This window comes from Halorubrum persicum, from assembly GCF_002727125.1.
Classification (GTDB): domain Archaea; phylum Halobacteriota; class Halobacteria; order Halobacteriales; family Haloferacaceae; genus Halorubrum; species Halorubrum persicum.
In genome coordinates this window covers 103,826-120,845 of the sequence record NZ_NHOA01000008.1, presented here as the reverse complement: position 1 = coordinate 120,845, position 17,020 = coordinate 103,826, and the positions used below count along the sequence as shown (strand labels likewise).

Here is a 17,020-nt window from a genome sequence, read left to right as displayed (position 1 = left end):
TCACCGCCGCGAGCGACACCAGCAGGTCCATGTTCGGCTGTCGCGCGCGAAGGCTCACGTAGGCGCCCCGCAGTATCGGGTAGCCCGTGTAAAAGAGGACGATGGAGGCGAACACCCACACCTGCGTGAACAGGTAGAGCCCGGTGACGCCGCCCAGATCGAGGAAGGGATCGTGGCCGAAGTAGGTGGGATAGAGGAAGACGACGTACCACAGCATCGCCATCATTCCGAAGAAGCCGCCGCCGATCAGGAACCGGACGACCGCGTCGTCGTCTTTGGCGTCGGGGTCGGCGCGGTGGCTCGCGGAGTACCCGGCGACCGAGAGGCGCTCGGGGAGCTCGTCGGCGTCGACGGCATCGGGATCGTAATCGACTCGGATCGTGTCGGTCGCGTAGCTCGCCTCCGCGGCGGCGATGCCGGACTGTTCGCCGGCCGTCATCTCCAGGAAGGATTCGCAGGTCGCGCAGTGCATGCCGTCGACGTGGAGGAACGTCGTCTCGCCGTCGAAGTCGTCAGCGGGTTCGGCGTCGGGCCGCCGCTCCTCGACGTCGGAGAGCCCGTCGACCCCCTCGGCGTCCCCGAGCGACCGGGCGACGGCGAGGCACCCCTGACAACAGAACTCACCGTCGACATCGGGGTCGGTGTGGGGGTCGTCCCCAGTCGGCAGGTCACAGAGTGTGCAGGGTGGCATGTGTGTTCGCTTCCGGGGGCCGCAAGCGCGGTCCGCGGCTCAAACCGTCAGATTCCGACCGAGGTCGTTCCGCCGCCGCGGCGTCCGTTTCCGTCGACTACGCGTGTTCGGCGTCGGCCGTGTCGCCGCTGATCCCCGGCACGCTTCCACCAGTCGCGATCCGGAGGCTCGTCCAGATGAGGAGCACGTTCACCAGCGTGATCGCGACGTAGAGCTCCGATCGGTCCGCGATAAACACTGCCGCGGGGACGAGTCCGCCGAGCACGAGGAGTACGGCCTGTTGGAGCGAGAATCTCATAGGTCACCTATGGACCGCCAGAGCATATATAACACTCGTGTTTTCAGGGTCCGAGAACGGGTAGACGTTATATAGTTGCCTGCAAACAATAGCGTCTATGGGCCGAAACGAGACCGCACACACGTCGGCGGGTGACGTGAGCGGAGACACAGAAGAGTTCGATCCGATCGGAACTCTCACGCTCATTGGGATTTACTTCGCAATCCTGGTGCTGGCGTGGGTGTACATCTACTACATCGAGTTCCTCGGCCGCGATCTGGTCGTCGTGGGGTGATTACAAGATGCACATACATGCCTACGAGAAGCTCTGGCTCGCGGCGTCGGTACTGCTGATACTGTTGCTCATCGGCTCGGTCACGTACGGCGCCGTCGGGCCCGGCGTCGCGATGGTGAGCGACAGCCAGCCGACGATCGACGCCGGCGGGCTCGACGAGGACGAGCGGTTCTCAGAACCGCGTGTCGAACAGGTCGGCGAGAACGAGTACGCGGCGTACGTCGTCGCTCGCCAGTTCGTCTTCCAGCCCGACCCCATCGTCGTGCCGGCGAACAGCACCGTGACGTTCTACGTCACCTCCGCGGACGTGATCCACGGGTTCGAGGTCGCCGGAACAAACGCGAACACGATGGTCGTTCCCGGCGAGGTCTCCGAGATAACCGTCGAAACCGACGGTCCGGCCGAGTACGGGCTCATCTGTAACGAGTACTGCGGGGCCGGGCACCACGCGATGGAGGGGAAAGTAAACGTCGTCAGTCAGGCGGAGTACGACGAGCGAACCAGCGGGGGTGACGAGGAATGAGCGAAGCCATCGAGGGGGACCGAACATTCGCCGATAAGTACCCCGAGGAGGCGCGTATCGTTCGCGCCGCGCTGCTCGGATCGTTCCTCGCGCTCACGCTCGGAGCGATATTCGGGATCATCCAGACGCTCCACAGAACCGGCGTCTTCCGAGGGCTCATCGACTCCACCGACTACTACACCTCCCTCACCGCACACGGGGTGTTCCTCGCGCTCAGCTTCACGACGTTCTTCCTCGTCGGACTGTTCACGTGGGCGGTCGTGCGAAGTCTCGACCGACCGCTGATCGACATCAGGATCACGTGGACGTGGTACGGACTCATGGCCGCCGGGATGACGATGACGGGGATTTCGATCCTCGCCGGCTTCACCGACGCGATCGACATGAGCGCAGACGTGCTGTTCACTTTCTACGCGCCGCTGCAGGCGCACCCCATGTTCTACGCGGGGCTCGCCGTGTTCATCGTCGGGTCGTGGATCGCCGGCGCCGACTACTTCCGGACGTGGCTCGCGTGGAAGCGCGAGCACCCCGACGAGCGGATCCCGCTCCAGACGTTCATGGTGTTGACGACGATGGCGATGTGGTACATCGCGTCCTCCGCCGTCGCGGCGTCGGTGCTCATCTTCCTGCTCCCGTGGTCGCTCGGGCTGATCGATCAGGTGAACCCGACGCTGACCCGGACCCTCTTCTGGTTCTTCGGCCACCCCGTCGTGTACTTCTGGCTGATGCCGGCGTACCTGCTGTGGTACACCGTCCTCCCGAAGATCGCCGGTGGCCGGCTGTTCAGCGACCCGCTCGCGCGCGTCGTGTTCGTGCTGTTCCTCCTGCTTTCGACCCCGGTGGGGATCCACCACCAGTACCTCGATCCGGGGATCGCGGAAGGATTCAAGTTCATTTCGATGACGAACACGATGTTCCTGCTGTTGCCGAGCCTGCTCACCGCGTTCACCGTGGTCGCGAGCGTCGAGTACGGCGCCCGGCAGCGCGGCGGGAGCGGTCTCCTCGGGTGGCTCACCGACCTCCCGTGGCGAAAGCCCGAGTTCACCGGCATGATGCTCGCAGGGTTGATGTTCGCCGCCGGCGGCTTCTCCGGGATGGTGAACGCCGGGATGAACATCAACTACATGATCCACAACACGATCTGGGTCCCGGGTCACTTCCACCTCACCGTGGGGACCGCGGTGGCGCTCACGTTCATGGCCGCCACCTACTGGCTCTGGCCGCAGATCACTAACAAGCCGATCTACAGCCGGACTATCGGTCTGGTCCAAGTCGTCGTCTGGTTCATCGGGATGGCGCTGATGTCGAACGCGATGCACGCGCAGGGGGTCATGGGCGTCCCGCGCCGGACCGCCGAGCCGGAGTACTCCGGCTTCGACTATCCGACGATGTTCGGCGGGTTCGAGGAGCTCAACATCCAGATCGCGATCGGCGGGACGCTGCTGTTCGTCTCGACGGTCCTGTTCATCGGGAACCTCGTGCTGACGATGGGGAACCCGAAGGTCTCCGGACTCGCGGAGGAGCTTCCGCCGGCGCTGTCCGGTCCCGACGACTCGCCGCGCGTGATCGATAACCTTCGCCTGTGGGTGGGCATCGCGCTCACGCTCGTCGTGCTCGCGTACGCGCTCCCGCTGGCGGCGATCATCAACCGCGGGGGGGCACTCGGACCGGGCGTCGGCACGTACCCGGTGTGGCTTCTGCCGCTGCTCGACACGCTCGCGAACAGGGCAGCGATGCTTCTCGGAGCGGTCGGCGATGCAGCGACCTCGCTCGTCGGGGTGGTCAGATGAGCGTCGACGTGACCCGCGGCGGACTCCTCGTGACGCTCGCGATCTTCGGCGTGATCATCTACGAGCTCCGGACGGTGCTCGACTTCGTCGGGATCGAGCTCCCGCTGATTCCGTACATGGCCGCCGTCTTCGCCCTCGCCGGCGCCACCGTCTGGTTCATCACGCTGAAAGGCGGATGGCGGACCGAGCCCGACGGAGACGAAGCGGCGTAGCGGCGGCAAAGCGCTTCGACCGAGCGGCCTTCCGTTTCTGCCGAGTCGCCCGCGACCACGGTGGTTATAGCGGCGTGGCACAAGGGACAGGTATGGACGAGACGCGCGTTGCGGTCCGGTGTGATGACTGTCCGTTCGCGGCGACGTACGACCGGCTTCGCGACGCTCGAACCGCCGTAGACGACCACGAGTCGTCGACCGGTCACAGCGTCGACTGGGAGATCGAGTCGCTCGATGCCGGCGTGTCGCGGGCCGGTGCTGACGCCGGCGTCTGCGGCCGCCCCGAGTGCGCGAACGAGGACTCCCCGCTCGTCGATCCGGAGCCGCCGGACCAGGAGTCGTAGTCGGAGGCCGACCCACTGTCGTGTCAGAGCCGATCGCGACCCCGAGTCGCCGGAACGCGAAGCGGAGAGACGCCCGCGACCGAACCACCTGACTTTTTGATCGCCCGATGTGTCGTCGGGAGCATGGCGACAGCTACCGATCGGCTCACCTTCGGCGTGCTGGGAACGGCGGGAATCGCGCGAAAAGCCGTCATCCCGGCGATCGCGGCGAGCGACCATGCGCTCGGCGCGGTCGCGTCCCGGGATGGCGAGCGCGCGAAGCGGTTCGCCGATGAGCACGCGATCCCGCGGAGCTACGGCGCCTACGAGGCCCTCCTCGAAGATGACGGGATCGACGCGGTGTACATTCCGCTTCCGAACGGACTCCACGCCGAGTGGACGACGCGGGCGGCCGACGCCGGACTCCACGTGCTCTGTGAGAAACCGCTCGCGGAAGACGCGGGGGAGGCGCAGGCGGTGACCGATCGCTGCGAGGATCGGGGCGTCACCCTGATGGAGGGGTTCATGTACCGGTACCACCCGCGCACCGAGCGCGTCCTCGAACTGGTAGCACGGGAGTTGTCCGACGTACGCACCGTGACCGCGACGTTCCGCTTCCCGCTGTACGACCGCCCGGACGACGTACGGTTGGATCCCGACCTCGCCGGCGGGTCGCTGATGGATGTCGGGTGTTACCCCGTTTCGCTCGTCAGGACCGTCCTCGGCGAACCGGAGCGAGCGTACGCGCACACACACGATACCCGCGACGCCGGTGTCGACACGGAGCTCGCGGGCGTGCTGGAGTACGCGGACGGCCGATCGGCGCGTATCGCCTCCGGATTCGACACGCAGCTGGTCCAGCGCTACCGGATCGACGCGGCCAACGGCTGGATCGCGGTCGAGCGGGCGTTCGACGCGCCCACCGACGAGTCGGTGGAGCTGACCTACGAGATCGACGGCCGCCGCGGAGTCGAGACGTTCGACCCCGTCGACCAGTACCGGCTGCAGGTCGAGCACTTTGCCGACTGTGTCGCCGACGACGCCCGACCGCTGACCGACGGGGCAGAGGCGATCAGGAACATGCGAGTCATCGACGCGCTGTCCGAGAGCGCGGACGGAACCGGATCGGTGGCGATCGAGTAGCACTGCCAGGCCGGCAGTCAGAACGGTGGAGAGACGGCGGCGGCGCCGACCCGTGTCTGGAACGCGAAGGTGCACCGACGCCGGTTTACTGACCGACCGGAGATAAGCAGGAGCTCGTCGCTGACGGTGAGTTGATAAAAATATCGCCGAGTCAGTTCGAAACGGAGCAGAGAGCGAACGTCGTCCCTACTCGTTGCCGAACATCTGGCGCACGAGTAGTCGGCTGTGTTTAATTCATGAACACAATACAAGAGAGGCCGCGAAGATCGTACTCGTGAGGGGCTAAATCTTCGCGGAGGAGTCTATTGGCAGTATCGTCCGTCATTAATGTGGAACGCCTCGGTCCGGCAGCGTTCGACACGGTCGTCGAGACCGGTGAACAGCATTCCAGTCACGTCCTTCAGCGCGCCGGTGGCGTCCCGGTTCACTCGTCCCCGTCGAGTAATCGTTGCGGGAGTTCCGCACCGTGCTCGACCAGTTCGGCGTCGAACGACACGAGGGTCGCGTCAGCAGCGTCGGCCGCCGAGAGGATCATCGCGTCCATCGGGTACAACAGCGTTTCCGATTGGAGGCGGTTCGCTGCCATCATGTCAGAGGCGTCGGGGAACGTCACCGTCATCCGAGAGGTAATTCGAGTCTCGATATCGTCGATTCGGTCCCGTTCGAACCGTTTCTTTTTGCTCAAAACGCTCCGCAGTTCCATGAGGCTGAGAACCGAGACGAGCGGGTCGTCGACCTGATCGAGCAGTTCGATCGCTTCCGCAGACCGATCGGTATCCCGAGTGACTGCTGCGACGAGAACGTTCGTGTCGAGGAGTATCCTCATAACCGCTCGCGGACATCACGAACGGCCTCCACGGAGTCGACCTCAACGTCGAGTCCCAACTCTGACAGAGCCTGTCCGAGCGGGACCGTCTCGTCGTCGTCGGGGTCCGAGGAAACGAACTCCTCGAAGTCGTCAGAAGTGAGGCTCATACCTGACCTTGCCCACCAACTCGCAAAAGGGTACTGGTGGTCCCGGTGTCCGTGACGTGAGTTCGTCCGCTTCTATTTGCTTGACTGACAACCGGATCGAGTCAGCGCGGTCGTCGGCGACTGGCCGGCCTCGTCGAGTTGCTCGAAGGAATCGTCCGAGTCGGTCACTGCGACTGCGCCCGAATGGGAGAGGACTGAGTACGACGCAGTCGCTCAGGATCGAAAAAGAACGGAAAGAGAGATAGATGTTCGTTACTCGTTGCCGAACATCTGGCGCATCATACGTCCAACGGGGCCCTATTTGGTACCCAACAAACTTCGATCAGAGTTCACTCTACTTTGGGCAGTTCCACAACGAAGACTGAGCCGTTAGGATCGTTATCCTTCACCCATACGTTGCCCCCGAATTGTTGGGTTAAGAGATGTACGAGATACAACCCAATCCCAGATCCGGGGCTGTCTAATCCTTTTTCCCCCTTCCCGAAGATCTGGTCTTTCTGGTTATCGGGGATACCAGGCCCATTATCGGCAATCCGAACACGAACTGTGTCTGAATCCTCTTCACAACTAATCGTGACTTCAGGAGTCTCTTTGTCGTTGTGTCGAACCGCATTTTCGAGGATATTCCGGAAGACCGAGGAGAGCATCTCGTTTGCCAGTACTGATACGTCGCAGAGTTCACCCGATACCTGAAAGTGAGCATCCGGGAACGAATCACGTACTGCAGCGAGTTCCGCGTCCAGAAGCGGCTGTAGTTCGATTGGTTCCAATTCAGCATCCGCATCCTCTGAGAGTGACTCAACGAAGTCACGAGCAACCTCAGTGAACTGAATCACGTGTCGGGACTTCTGTAAGACTCGCTCTAAGGCTTCTTCTCCATCTTCATCGACATGGTCTTCTAGGATTTCGACCCATCCCAGAATCACCGCCATATCGTTCCGGATGTCATGCCGAACCACGCGATTCAAGGCTTCAAGCTGTTCGGTTTTCTCTTCGAGCCGTTTCCGATACGACTCACGTTCGGTAACGTCGGTAACTGTCACCAACTGGCCCGTCGTCACCTCACCAGCTAAGAACGGCGTGCTTGACACGTCATAATATCGTGTCTCGTCATTCTGCGTAATCGCCAGCACGTCTTGCTTCGTGAGATGATCCGCAAGTGCTGTATTCACAGCAGTTAGAGGTTTGCCAAACGATTCCTCAAGCCCCGGAAAGAGTCTACGGGCTGCTTGGTTGTAATCCCGGATACAGGTATCCTGATCGAGGAAGATCGCCGGTTCGTCTGATTCGCCAGTGAGGCGGATCCCCTCAAACCGCTGTCTGTAGAAAAACAGCGTTCCGACGGCGAAGAGCGCGACGCCAGGCGGCTCATACATTAATGGGAGCAGCCAGTCGACCTGGCCGCCAATGATCGTTGCAACAGCTGGAAGCCCTGAAAGTCCAACGAGCACGACGAGCGGACGGCTGTCACTACCAGTATGATAGAATCGCTCCATAAGGACGAAAAATCCGACAGTGATGGCGGCATATGACAGTCCTAAGACGATCCAGTAGAGCAGTTCATGGTGGATAACGAGATGTGGAAACGGCTCAGTGACCCATTCGGTCGTAAAATAGAGATTGTGGAGTGGATTCGTGACTTTGAGCGCGATGAAAAAGAGGAACGTCCCGAGGATAAGATTCCGGAACGGGGCGTGTCGCGGTGGGCGGCCAGTATAGGCAGCACAAAAGTAGAGCCAGGCCGCGACAGCGACGAATGCGAACACAAACCCAAGGATATAGAACGCAACTTTTCCCGACCGTGTCGGTGCGATGAGGTAGCCGATGTATCCCCCAGACCACAGGGCGACTGAACCGAGGAAAACAACGAACCCTTCCCGTGTCCCCGGATGCTGGATCTTCCGTGCTTGAGGAATCGCAGCCACACAGGCTATCGCAGACAGCGCGAAAATGATGAGATGACCGAGAAGAAGTGGCTCTATCATTCTATTAAAAGACGTTCTCAAGCTATCAAATAACTGTTGGGCGAGTACTCTGACAGAGGTCGATCAGACCTTCTCTCTGTTAATTGAGATGAGCTACCACTCGCAGTTCAAGCTATGAGCAAAACATATTCGGTTAGATAACGACTACGTATCAGTATGACTGACAAATTATCGCAGGAAGAGATTAACACACTCCTTTACGAGTCGGGCGTTGGTGTACTCGCGCTTACTGACGGTACAGAAGCGTATTCGATTCCAGAATCGTTCGGCTACGACGGTGAGAAAGTGTATTTTCAGTTCGTCTACACAGCTGATAGCAAGAAGATGAGATTCCTCGAAACGACAGAAACAGCGACGTTGACGGTCTACGACGAACACCCTGCAAGAAGCGTCCTTGTTCAGGGCCCAATTGAACCTGTTCCTGAAGAGGGCGAAACCAAGGCCGCCACAGCAATCGCCGAAAACGCTTCTATCCCAACTCTGAATGTTTACACCGAAACGACGCCAGAAGAATTCACAATGGACTACTACCGCTTAGAGCCAACCGCAATGTCCGGCCGTCAGTTCAGTGCTTTCACCCCCACTCCCGACGACCAATAGGCAATCTGAACTGGCCGCAACAGGACAAGGTATGTCACCTACCGCGGCGTTCAACAGAGCCTGAGACCGGTGAAGGTGCGAAGACAAAACCGCCACGCGATCAGCCATGCACCTGATGAAGGGTCCTCAACTGGCGACTGGGTAGCAGATACGGGTATGGGCGGGGACACAAACGAAGAGCAGTAGTGATTCTCTGCGGTGATTTTGAACCTCTGGCTCACGTACCTACGTTCCTACTTTGATCTCGAATCGCGCCCCACCGTCGTTACTGTCGGTGACAGTCACATTCCAGTTATGCGCGTCGACGATTCGTTGCACTGTGACAAGGCCTAATCCAGATCCGTCCTCGATCGTTGTGTACCCGGAGTCGAACACTCGGTCACGGTCTTCGTCCGGAATCCCGGGTCCATCATCCGCGATGTAAAACCCGTCGCCATTATCTAACACGCCGACGGTTACTTTTACGTCCTCACCTGCGTGCTCGATTGCGTTCCGGAACAGGTTTTCAAACAGCTGCCTGACGCGTGATTCATCACCAACTACCGTAAATTCACCAGTACCTGGTGTCGTAGTGAGCGCTGCAGTACTAGGTGTCTCGACCATACTCCATGCAGCTTCGACGGCGTCTTTGAGCGAGAGGTGCGTTGTGTCGTCGATCGTCTGCCCAGCACGCGCAAGGTGCAGCATATCCGTAATGAGTGTGTTCATACGGGTATGCGCATCTTCAATGTGGTTTAATGAATCCGAGTCACAATCTTCCTTAGCGAGTTCAAGGTAACCTTCCGCAACGCTGAGTGGGTTCCGAAGATCGTGTGAAACGATACTGGCGAATTCTTCAAGTCGATTATTTTGCTGTTCAAGTTCCTGCCGCTGTTCTCGGAGTTTTTCTTCTCGTTCAACCCGGTCGAGAACACTTTCAGTAACAGATGCGAGGACACGAGCGGTAACGACATCAACGGCATCGAACATATCGGGGGTTCTCGAACCGATATTCATCACACCATGCTCTCCGAGCGGGACGATGAGCTCACTACGAATCACAGTGTCAGGGTTGTGCCTATCCGGATGGTTGTGTACGTCATCGTAGACACAGATTTCTCCGTTGGTGTATGCGTTCCATGAAAGATTGTCGTCAGGGGTATACGTCGGTGCAGTCTCGAACGTTTTTTCGCTGTCGTCTGTGGCTGCGACGGGTTCAAGCACATTTCGTGATTCGTTGTAGAGCCAAGCACCAGCCAGCGATGCGTTCAATTCGTTTTTAGCGAACTGCACTACGCGTTCGCACACGGCTTCCTTCTCAGATTCCGTGACGAATTCTGCTGTTGCTGTCTGTAGAGCTTCAAGCCGCCTTGACCGGTGGTGGACTTCCGTGTTGTAGATACCGGCGAGGAAGCCAGCAAGTACACCGCCTGTGACTGCGGTGGCGAGTTGAAACTCGGCGTCGTGCGGTACGTCTCCGGCGAGGTACTGGTGGACGGTGATGGTCCCGACGAGCCCACCGATTGCGAGTCCACCAAGAGCGGTCCATACAAGGAGTCGTTTATTGGTTTGTGCTCGATTGTGTTGCTGTGTGATCCAGTACCCAGCGTAAATGATTATCCAAGAGATGGTGAGCGGGACCCCGGCACCGATCACCATTGCTAACGGTGGCTTGTCGTGCGTGATGATGTGTGTGGCGTGCGTGAGTGTGAGTACGATTCCGGTGGCAGAGATGAGCGTTCCTGTGAGACGGCGTGAAACAGTCATATGAGAGGGAGTGTGGCAGTAATGGTTGTGTGGAGTGTTTGTACGTAGTAGTTCAGATGATTAACAGCTATTGTTATACTTTTGGAAATTAATCTATTGCGATTGTACCAGTAGACCGGTTCTTTGTGGCGATGGTGCCGTTATTTTGTGAAGTACCTCTGGGGCAAGCACCGTAGCTTCACCGGTTCAGTATGTAGAATAAGGCTGTTTGGGAAACTGGGTTTAAATCGGGGTCGAAGGATGGTGGATACGATGAGCGGCCAAATGCGTGCTCGTTGTATGTGAGTTGACGTGACTGCAGTAAATCCGGAAGTCTGATTCGAGATCACCGACGTTGAGAGGTGATCCATCATTGTACACATCATTAATGTACTTAGATGACAAGCGAACAGATTATGGCGGAAACACTCCCCGGTGGGATTGGTGGAGCTATTGACGAGGAAAGTTTGATCGCTGATGTCGGCGAAGGAGTACGAATACTCCACATAGAAGACGACCAGAGCTTTTCTGATCTTGTAGCGACGTTTCTCGAACGCGAACGCGACTACTTTGAAGTGGAAACGGTAAACGATCCACGAGATGGGCTTGAATATATAGAAGAGGCTAACGTGGATTGTGTTGTCAGCGACTACGAGATGCCTCATTTAGACGGGCTGGCCGTACTCGACGAAGTGCGAAATGAATTCCCAGACTTGCCGTTCGTTCTGTTTACTGGAAAGGGAAGTGAGGAGATCGCCAGCGAGGCCATCTCCAAAGGTGTGACGGAATACTTACAAAAAGGTGGCAGTACGGAGCAGTATGAAGTTCTAGCTAACCGAATCGAACAGGCAGTAGCACGTCACCGCGCCGAGCGACAGGTCGCACGGGGATTCCGCGCAATTGAAACAGCACATGATGGAATCAGTCTTCTCGATAACAACGGACGATTCATCTACATCAACGATGCGTACGCCGACATCACTGGGTATGATCGTAAGGAACTGATCGGTGAGCACTGGGAGACTCTGTACCCGGACGACGAGGTAGAACGAGTTCACGAGGAAATGTTACCTGAAGCGCGGGACGACGAATGGACGGGACGTACTGTCTACGTTAGGAAGGACAGTAACTTGGTTACTGTTGATCATCGTCTCTCCTACACAAAAGATGACACCCTAGTCTGTACGATCTCCGATATTTCTGAGGCGAAGCAGGTGCGTGAGGAGCTATCGTTGAAGGAACAGGCGATGGACGCAGCGCCGATTGGCATCACCATTGGGGACACTGACGGGGCAGATAACCCACTTATCTACGCGAATGGCGGATTTGTCGATTTAACTGGCTATCCCCGTGAAGAGATTATCGGGCAGGACTGCCGGTTCTTACAAGGAGAAGAGACGCGAGAGCCACCCGTAGCTGAGATGCGCGAGGCGATCAACAATGCGGAACCGGTCACTATTGAGTTGCGCAACTATCGCAAGGACGGCGAGATGTTCTGGAACCGCGTCAGCATCGCACCGATCTTCGACGAAGACGGCGAACCAGACTATTTCGTTGGCTTCCAGCAGGATGTGACCGAAGAGCGCGAAATACAGGAACGGCATGAAGAGTGGGTCGAAATGATGCAAGGATTCGGACAGTTGCTGTCCCATGACTTGCAGACACCACTCGACGTGATCCAAGGGCGGATTGAGTTAACCCAAGAGACTAGCGAAGTCACTCATCTGGAAGAGGCACAAGAGGCGCTTGACAGAGTAGAGGAATTGATTGAGGACGTGGCGGACGTAATGCAGACTGGAGAGTTAGTGAGTGACGAAGAATACGTTGACGTTGGAAAATTGACGAAGGAAGTGTGGCAGACGCTGGACGTTGGAGACGCGTCGATTAAGATAGCCGACGAAATACCGGACGTGTACGCGGACGAATTAGCATTAAAGAGATTGCTGGAGAACCTGTTAGGGAACTCGCTGGAACACGGCGAAGAGGACATTCTAGTCCGCGTGGGACGACTAGATGACGAGCCAGGATTTTATGTAGAGGATAACGGGCCGGGAATTCCAGAGAACGAGCGGACCGATGTGTTCGTGCCAGGATTTACGACGAAAGAGAGTGGTACTGGTTTCGGGATGGCAAGTGTGGCGCAAATCGTCGCGGCGCACGGATGGCGAATACGAGTACAAGACGGGATCAACGGTGGTGCAAGATTCGAAATTTTCGATATAAAGGGTACGTAGAACCTAAAACAAATTTTTTGACAGGTCTCCAAAGATATTTTCCAACCGTCGGACTGCATCTGGCGCTATCCGTTGGGCGGCCATCGGCTCGATGATTCGAGACGCGAACACGGCAGCAGCAAGTTCCTCGTCACTGCCTTTCCGATAATCAACGAACGGTCCATTCGTTTCAATCATCGGGCCATGGAGTCGCTCCGAAAGTCTCCTAGCCTGTTCTTTTTCATCCGCCGTTCGGAAGAGCCGAGGCTGCTCTTCAATCCCACTATCCGGACTCCACGCATCATAGAATGCGTGACCCACTTCGTGTGCAAGCACAATTCCCGTGCGGAACCCTGGAAAGTCGTCTGAGTCTGTCCCGATCTCGATTAAGTTGACCCCACGCCAGTACTTCCCGCGCACGGTCTCGTCTTCAAATGTAACATCACGGGTGACGCTGTCAACGTAACCTTCCTCGGTAGCCAGCTCGGCAACCCGGTTTGCACGACGACGCTGTTCGTCAATCGGAATCGTATCTACAAACGGGAAATCGAGCTCCATCATATTTTCCCGCCACTCCGACAGGGCTCTAGTGACTGGCTCGTTCGACTCTTCATCTCGTTCCCGTTCCGATTCGTCACGTTCGCTATGGAGCTGGCGAGCTTGCTCTAGCGGTTCGCCACCCTCTCGAAGCGTGAATGGTGTGTCTTCGTCTCCAAGGCGAACAAATCCGTCATCCAGTTCCTGAATCCGATCATCTATTCGATCCGCGAGTGTTGGCGATGGAAAGCGACTCATTCAGCGTCTCCTCGCATCTTATGAGAGGGGCGTAATGTCGCTTGAGGAACTCGCCTCGTCACTAACCCCTGCCTCATCAAAGAAGTCTGGATGAACCTCAGCGAGTTCATCAGCATCGACATGGACGAACTGAACCAAGTTCTCTGCCGCGGTCAGTTTCTCTTTCGCCCGCTGAAGGTGCGTATCGACAGTACTCGGGGAGATGTTGAGGATTGCAGCCGTTTCATCACGGTTGAACTCCGCTTTCTCCCGAAGCGCGTATACATGGGCTTGTTTGTGACTAAGCGGCGTCAGATCGCCAAAGTGCCACGCCTGTAGGAGCGCTTTTCCCACGGTCGAGAGTTCAGTCTCTACGTCGGCAGTACTAAATTCTCGAACACAGGCAGACATCAACCGGCTCTCACACTCAATCGTGTACCCCGGTTTGAATTCCTGGTTTTCATAGTGACCGATCAAGATGCTTCCCTGGCCGTGAATGTAGTATGCAGCTAATCCATCGAACTCACCGTCGCCAGTAACGCGTCCAATAAGGACCGCATTCTGGTCCGGAAGCCGTCGGGGAAGACCCTCGAATTCGGTTTCTTCGGAGACGGTTGGCTGATGGGGCATTGTCTTGCTACATATTTGTAGCAAAAGGTCAAAAAGCTATCGCCGCTGAACTCATCAGCGCTGGAATCGCTTGGACAGGACAGCCAAATCAATCAGAGAACCGGAGCTAGTGAAGTGAACTACTGATTATCGCCATTTCGACTCAATACTGGTCCGATACCGTAGTCCAAGTACGGATGTGTTACAGCAATCCTTGATTTCCTGCGGCGGATACCGGTCACGAACCTTCTGAATATTATCTTCACTCTCGATGAGGTGCGTCAGTGCCGCGTCGATGACATCGCTCATCGGTGGATCATCATCTGGTCCGCCAGCGACAATCTCACTAGCCCGGTCAAGTTTGCGCTTCCGTTCGTCACTTAGTCTGAGTGTAGTTCTGTCAGTCATTTATGTACCGTTGTCCATACGGTGGGGGAGTTGACGTGGTCCTAAGGTGACCGAACGCTGTTTCTTTATAAACGGCTCAACAGTGCTTGGTCGGGTGGCAGGATGATCCCGGTGGACTGCCACTCGATCTATATACGCAATTCCGCTCTCACCGCTGGGAGTGTACATACATCGAGGCAACTGCATACATTCACGTGCGACCCCGTGGGGTCGGCCTCGAAAACCAGGTTCCTGGTACTTGAACAACCATTTGTGACGCATATATACTGATTCTCCTTGATCCCCGTATAAAGTCGGAAAGTCACTCACAGGGTGTACACAGTCACATGACCGCGTATAGGGACACGGTGCTCTCTTACTAAGCGTTGTGACTTCAGTAAGAGTGCTTTCCGTGCTCGGCTCTACCAACAATCTACATCACAAGAGCGTCAAGAGAATTAAACAAAGTACCTACCGAAAAATGGTTCCTCTGTCTCTGACTGACTCCGTTGGCCGTAGAGGTCAGTGTCTAAACGTGCATCCTATACCCCAACTTGGTAGTTTACCTGCGTACAAATTATAATATGATAAATATTTGTAGAATTCGATTGGTAGGGCTCTTACCGAACCCAGAGTAGGCATCTGTATTCCAATAATTCTGGATAGCGCCTCAGAACCCGGAGAATCCCGTCAACGAACAGCTGACAAATTAGACTCACTCAATTTATACTACTGAACCCTATTGTGGTCAGAGGGATGTTTTGGATTACTGTCCAAGTAAGGTTTTAACCGTGCCGCGGTGACTTAACTAAGTACCAGGATCGTGGTCAGGCGATAGAGGTTCCGTCCTAACTTTATGGGATAGATCCCGAGAGCAACACAGAAAACATACATACCGGATACCCAAACTGAAGATAACCATGGCTCCCTCATCACCCCCAGACGATATTTCAACCTCTGATGAGGATGAGCTACGGGAACACGTTTTGGACGGACTTCGCTTGGCTCTGGACGACGAACTCGCAGGCGGAAGCACGGTAAACCGCCGTGATCTTACAAAGACAGAAGAAGAGAAACTACTCTACTTCGCTATCCGTGATCTCAACCTACCGCTCACGTACAGCTGGTACCTCGCGGGGGTGAAGACAGACTCTGATGCGGGAACTTCGGAACAAACATCTTCCCCGCCAACACCAGGTCCGAATCTGTCGATTGCACCCAGCGCTCACAATGAATCAGGGGATCAGCCTGACGTTTCTTCGGACGTTGAACGGTACAGGGAATACTACAGAGACACTGTTTTCTTTGATGACTATACCGAGCGTGTCATAGAAAGCGTCACGTACGAAGCAGCAGGGTGCGAGAAGTGTGTCCAACACCAGCGCAACCCTGCAAGACGTAGCTTCGGCAGACGACTTCTTGAATGCGGCGGCTACCGAGACAGTACCGCTGTTCGAACATCTTGAGTTCGGGTTTTTGCTGGAGTACGACGTGTTCGCCCCCGCTTCGAGGGGGCGAACACGAGTTCATCAGCCTCCAGATCTCTTTCGCGGCTTTCTACACTGCTATTACAAGGACATCTACGGCACACGTCCGGTTGTACGAGAACTCCAGCACGGCCTCGTCTGGTACTACTGTGGACTCGACAAACCGCCATCCAGAGACACCATTGACCGGTTTCTCACCGATCTCGAACACATCATCGACGATGTCTTCGACAGACTCGTCGAGCAGGCCGCCACCCGCGGCCTGCTCGACTCCACCTACTCCATCGATTCGACCCACATCGAAGCGATCCAGTACAACGACGCTGCGTCGTGGAACTACGATCCAACAGCGGAAGAACACTACTACGGCTTCGGCTGTACGATCGTCTCAACCGGTGCAAAGATTCCGATAGCAGCAGAGTTTACATCGGCCAAACAAGCAGACCAAGAGACGGCGATGCGCGTCACCCGTGACGCGCTCGCCGTCGATACACCGATCTGGATGCTTGGAGACAGCGCCTACGACATTCTCGATTGGCACGACCACCTGCTGGACGCAGGGGTCGTGCCAATCGCTCCGTACAACCCGCGAAACACTGACGACCCGAAAGACATCGAGTACAGGGTCGAAGACCGCATTGAGGAACACAGCGAGGACATTCAGCTGAAACGATCCATCTTGGACGAGACGTACAACAACCGGACAGGAGTCGAACGAACCAATGACGCAGTTAAGCACTGCGGCCTCGGGCACGTTCGCGCCCGAGGCCGCGTCCACGCACGAACAGAAGTGTTCCTTGCGCTGTGTCTCCGGCTCGTTGTTGCAATCACCAACTACGAGCGAGGAAACGAACCGGGCTGTGAGAAGCTATGAGATGGATTCTATGACACGCTCTATACCCTCAAGGATGTCGTATACACCGGGAAGACCGAATTCCTCTGCGATTTCTACAGAGCCTGTGCAGACGATAAGTATGAGGATCTGTACGTTCACTCCACCAAACTCCGAGA

Annotated in this window: 21 protein-coding genes; 10 read left to right on the top strand and 11 right to left on the bottom strand. The window is 56.9% G+C overall.

Annotated features, from left to right (window positions below; all coding sequences use genetic code 11):
- Positions 1 to 691 (bottom strand): cation transporter (locus tag DJ69_RS01405; RefSeq protein ID WP_144050367.1); only part of this gene is annotated, 691 nt, incomplete at its 3' end.
- Positions 692 to 788: 97 nt separating this feature from the next.
- Positions 789 to 989 (bottom strand): hypothetical protein, encoded by a 201-nt coding sequence (locus DJ69_RS01400; RefSeq protein ID WP_099253964.1) that lies wholly within the window; start codon positions 987 to 989, stop codon positions 789 to 791.
- 97 nt (positions 990 to 1,086) lie between these two features.
- Here DJ69_RS01400 and DJ69_RS18140 point away from each other — a divergent pair, with 97 nt between their 5' ends.
- From DJ69_RS18140 to DJ69_RS01375, 6 genes are all read left to right on the top strand, one after another.
- The gene (locus DJ69_RS18140; protein WP_180271690.1) at positions 1,087 to 1,263 is read left to right on the top strand and encodes a hypothetical protein; all 177 of its coding nucleotides are present in this window, start codon (positions 1,087 to 1,089) and stop codon (positions 1,261 to 1,263) included.
- 7 nt (positions 1,264 to 1,270) lie between these two features.
- Positions 1,271 to 1,786, top strand: a complete 516-nt coding sequence (locus DJ69_RS01395) for a cytochrome c oxidase subunit II (protein ID WP_099253963.1) — start codon at positions 1,271 to 1,273, stop codon at positions 1,784 to 1,786.
- A complete protein-coding gene (locus DJ69_RS01390) occupies positions 1,783 to 3,576 on the top strand; it encodes a b(o/a)3-type cytochrome-c oxidase subunit 1 (protein ID WP_099253962.1) in 1,794 nt (597 codons plus the stop codon). Before DJ69_RS01395 ends, DJ69_RS01390 begins: the two co-directional genes overlap by 4 nt.
- Positions 3,573 to 3,788, top strand: a complete 216-nt coding sequence (locus DJ69_RS01385) for a CbaC protein (RefSeq protein WP_099253961.1) — start codon at positions 3,573 to 3,575, stop codon at positions 3,786 to 3,788. The genes DJ69_RS01390 and DJ69_RS01385 overlap by 4 nt, the downstream gene beginning before the upstream one ends.
- Positions 3,789 to 3,880: 92 nt before the next feature.
- Complete coding sequence (locus DJ69_RS01380) at positions 3,881 to 4,132, top strand: DUF7542 family protein (protein ID WP_099253960.1); 252 nt, start codon at positions 3,881 to 3,883, stop codon at positions 4,130 to 4,132.
- Positions 4,133 to 4,255: 123 nt separating this feature from the next.
- Positions 4,256 to 5,254 (top strand): Gfo/Idh/MocA family protein, encoded by a 999-nt coding sequence (locus tag DJ69_RS01375; RefSeq protein ID WP_099253959.1) that lies wholly within the window; start codon positions 4,256 to 4,258, stop codon positions 5,252 to 5,254.
- A 302-nt stretch (positions 5,255 to 5,556) separates the two neighbouring features.
- On the opposite strand, the gene DJ69_RS18990 is transcribed toward DJ69_RS01375, so the two are convergent.
- From DJ69_RS18990 to DJ69_RS01365, 4 genes are all read right to left on the bottom strand, one after another.
- On the bottom strand, positions 5,557 to 5,682 hold the full coding sequence (locus DJ69_RS18990) for a hypothetical protein (RefSeq protein ID WP_275539506.1): 126 nt from the start codon (positions 5,680 to 5,682) through the stop codon (positions 5,557 to 5,559).
- Positions 5,679 to 6,080: a type II toxin-antitoxin system VapC family toxin gene (locus tag DJ69_RS01370; RefSeq protein ID WP_099253958.1), complete on the bottom strand. Its 402-nt coding sequence runs from the start codon at positions 6,078 to 6,080 to the stop codon at positions 5,679 to 5,681. The genes DJ69_RS18990 and DJ69_RS01370 overlap by 4 nt, the downstream gene beginning before the upstream one ends.
- Complete coding sequence (locus DJ69_RS18135; protein WP_006114452.1) at positions 6,077 to 6,229, bottom strand: hypothetical protein; 153 nt, start codon at positions 6,227 to 6,229, stop codon at positions 6,077 to 6,079. Before DJ69_RS18135 ends, DJ69_RS01370 begins: the two co-directional genes overlap by 4 nt.
- A gap of 329 nt (positions 6,230 to 6,558) precedes the next feature.
- Complete coding sequence (locus DJ69_RS01365) at positions 6,559 to 8,214, bottom strand: sensor histidine kinase (protein ID WP_099253957.1); 1,656 nt, start codon at positions 8,212 to 8,214, stop codon at positions 6,559 to 6,561.
- A 156-nt stretch (positions 8,215 to 8,370) separates the two neighbouring features.
- Between DJ69_RS01365 and DJ69_RS01360 the strand changes: the two genes are divergently transcribed.
- Entirely contained in the window at positions 8,371 to 8,814 is a 444-nt protein-coding gene (locus DJ69_RS01360; protein WP_099253956.1) for a pyridoxamine 5'-phosphate oxidase family protein, read from the top strand.
- 225 nt (positions 8,815 to 9,039) lie between these two features.
- On the opposite strand, the gene DJ69_RS01355 is transcribed toward DJ69_RS01360, so the two are convergent.
- The gene (locus DJ69_RS01355) at positions 9,040 to 10,560 is read right to left on the bottom strand and encodes an ATP-binding protein (protein ID WP_099253955.1); all 1,521 of its coding nucleotides are present in this window, start codon (positions 10,558 to 10,560) and stop codon (positions 9,040 to 9,042) included.
- 377 nt (positions 10,561 to 10,937) lie between these two features.
- On the opposite strand from DJ69_RS01355, the gene DJ69_RS01350 reads away from it, so the two are divergent.
- Positions 10,938 to 12,773, top strand: a complete 1,836-nt coding sequence (locus tag DJ69_RS01350) for a PAS domain-containing protein (protein ID WP_245851437.1) — start codon at positions 10,938 to 10,940, stop codon at positions 12,771 to 12,773.
- Positions 12,774 to 12,776: 3 nt separating this feature from the next.
- Here the strand turns inward: DJ69_RS01350 and DJ69_RS01345 are convergent, their stop codons facing one another.
- From DJ69_RS01345 to DJ69_RS19140, 3 genes are all read right to left on the bottom strand, one after another.
- Positions 12,777 to 13,547, bottom strand: a complete 771-nt coding sequence (locus DJ69_RS01345; RefSeq protein WP_144050366.1) for a hypothetical protein — start codon at positions 13,545 to 13,547, stop codon at positions 12,777 to 12,779.
- Positions 13,548 to 13,565: 18 nt separating this feature from the next.
- Positions 13,566 to 14,156 carry an RNA polymerase sigma factor gene (locus tag DJ69_RS01340; RefSeq protein WP_099253952.1) on the bottom strand — a complete coding sequence of 197 codons (591 nt, stop codon included), beginning with the start codon at positions 14,154 to 14,156 and terminating at the stop codon, positions 13,566 to 13,568.
- Between the two features lie 126 nt (positions 14,157 to 14,282).
- The gene (locus DJ69_RS19140; RefSeq protein ID WP_092817159.1) at positions 14,283 to 14,543 is read right to left on the bottom strand and encodes a DUF7386 family protein; all 261 of its coding nucleotides are present in this window, start codon (positions 14,541 to 14,543) and stop codon (positions 14,283 to 14,285) included.
- Positions 14,544 to 15,442: 899 nt separating this feature from the next.
- Between DJ69_RS19140 and DJ69_RS01330 the strand changes: the two genes are divergently transcribed.
- Both DJ69_RS01330 and DJ69_RS01325 read left to right on the top strand, forming a co-directional pair.
- Complete coding sequence (locus DJ69_RS01330) at positions 15,443 to 15,988, top strand: hypothetical protein (RefSeq protein ID WP_099253951.1); 546 nt, start codon at positions 15,443 to 15,445, stop codon at positions 15,986 to 15,988.
- The gene (locus DJ69_RS01325; RefSeq protein WP_099253950.1) at positions 15,891 to 16,883 is read left to right on the top strand and encodes a transposase; all 993 of its coding nucleotides are present in this window, start codon (positions 15,891 to 15,893) and stop codon (positions 16,881 to 16,883) included. The genes DJ69_RS01330 and DJ69_RS01325 overlap by 98 nt, the downstream gene beginning before the upstream one ends.
- Here DJ69_RS01325 and DJ69_RS18985 read toward each other — a convergent pair.
- A complete protein-coding gene (locus DJ69_RS18985; RefSeq protein ID WP_275539505.1) occupies positions 16,878 to 17,003 on the bottom strand; it encodes a hypothetical protein in 126 nt (41 codons plus the stop codon). The genes DJ69_RS01325 and DJ69_RS18985 overlap by 6 nt on opposite strands.
- Positions 17,004 to 17,020: the final 17 nt, after the last annotated feature.

Excerpts from the sequence above, each read along its gene's own strand:
- DJ69_RS01400 (WP_099253964.1), bottom strand. The coding sequence starts at position 989 with ATGAGATTCTCGCTCCAACAGGCCGTACTCCTCGTGCTCGGCGGACTC.
- DJ69_RS18140 (WP_180271690.1), top strand. The coding sequence starts at position 1,087 with ATGGGCCGAAACGAGACCGCACACACGTCGGCGGGTGACGTGAGCGGA.
- DJ69_RS01395 (WP_099253963.1), top strand. The coding sequence starts at position 1,271 with ATGCACATACATGCCTACGAGAAGCTCTGGCTCGCGGCGTCGGTACTG.
- DJ69_RS01390 (WP_099253962.1), top strand. The coding sequence starts at position 1,783 with ATGAGCGAAGCCATCGAGGGGGACCGAACATTCGCCGATAAGTACCCC.
- DJ69_RS01385 (WP_099253961.1), top strand. The coding sequence starts at position 3,573 with ATGAGCGTCGACGTGACCCGCGGCGGACTCCTCGTGACGCTCGCGATC.
- DJ69_RS01380 (WP_099253960.1), top strand. The coding sequence starts at position 3,881 with ATGGACGAGACGCGCGTTGCGGTCCGGTGTGATGACTGTCCGTTCGCG.
- DJ69_RS01375 (WP_099253959.1), top strand. The coding sequence starts at position 4,256 with ATGGCGACAGCTACCGATCGGCTCACCTTCGGCGTGCTGGGAACGGCG.
- DJ69_RS01370 (WP_099253958.1), bottom strand. The coding sequence starts at position 6,080 with ATGAGGATACTCCTCGACACGAACGTTCTCGTCGCAGCAGTCACTCGG.
- DJ69_RS18135 (WP_006114452.1), bottom strand. The coding sequence starts at position 6,229 with ATGAGCCTCACTTCTGACGACTTCGAGGAGTTCGTTTCCTCGGACCCC.
- DJ69_RS01365 (WP_099253957.1), bottom strand. The coding sequence starts at position 8,214 with ATGATAGAGCCACTTCTTCTCGGTCATCTCATCATTTTCGCGCTGTCT.
- DJ69_RS01360 (WP_099253956.1), top strand. The coding sequence starts at position 8,371 with ATGACTGACAAATTATCGCAGGAAGAGATTAACACACTCCTTTACGAG.
- DJ69_RS01355 (WP_099253955.1), bottom strand. The coding sequence starts at position 10,560 with ATGACTGTTTCACGCCGTCTCACAGGAACGCTCATCTCTGCCACCGGA.
- DJ69_RS01350 (WP_245851437.1), top strand. The coding sequence starts at position 10,938 with ATGACAAGCGAACAGATTATGGCGGAAACACTCCCCGGTGGGATTGGT.
- DJ69_RS01345 (WP_144050366.1), bottom strand. The coding sequence starts at position 13,547 with ATGAGTCGCTTTCCATCGCCAACACTCGCGGATCGAATAGATGATCGG.
- DJ69_RS01340 (WP_099253952.1), bottom strand. The coding sequence starts at position 14,156 with ATGCCCCATCAGCCAACCGTCTCCGAAGAAACCGAATTCGAGGGTCTT.
- DJ69_RS19140 (WP_092817159.1), bottom strand. The coding sequence starts at position 14,543 with ATGACTGACAGAACTACACTCAGACTAAGTGACGAACGGAAGCGCAAA.
- DJ69_RS01330 (WP_099253951.1), top strand. The coding sequence starts at position 15,443 with ATGGCTCCCTCATCACCCCCAGACGATATTTCAACCTCTGATGAGGAT.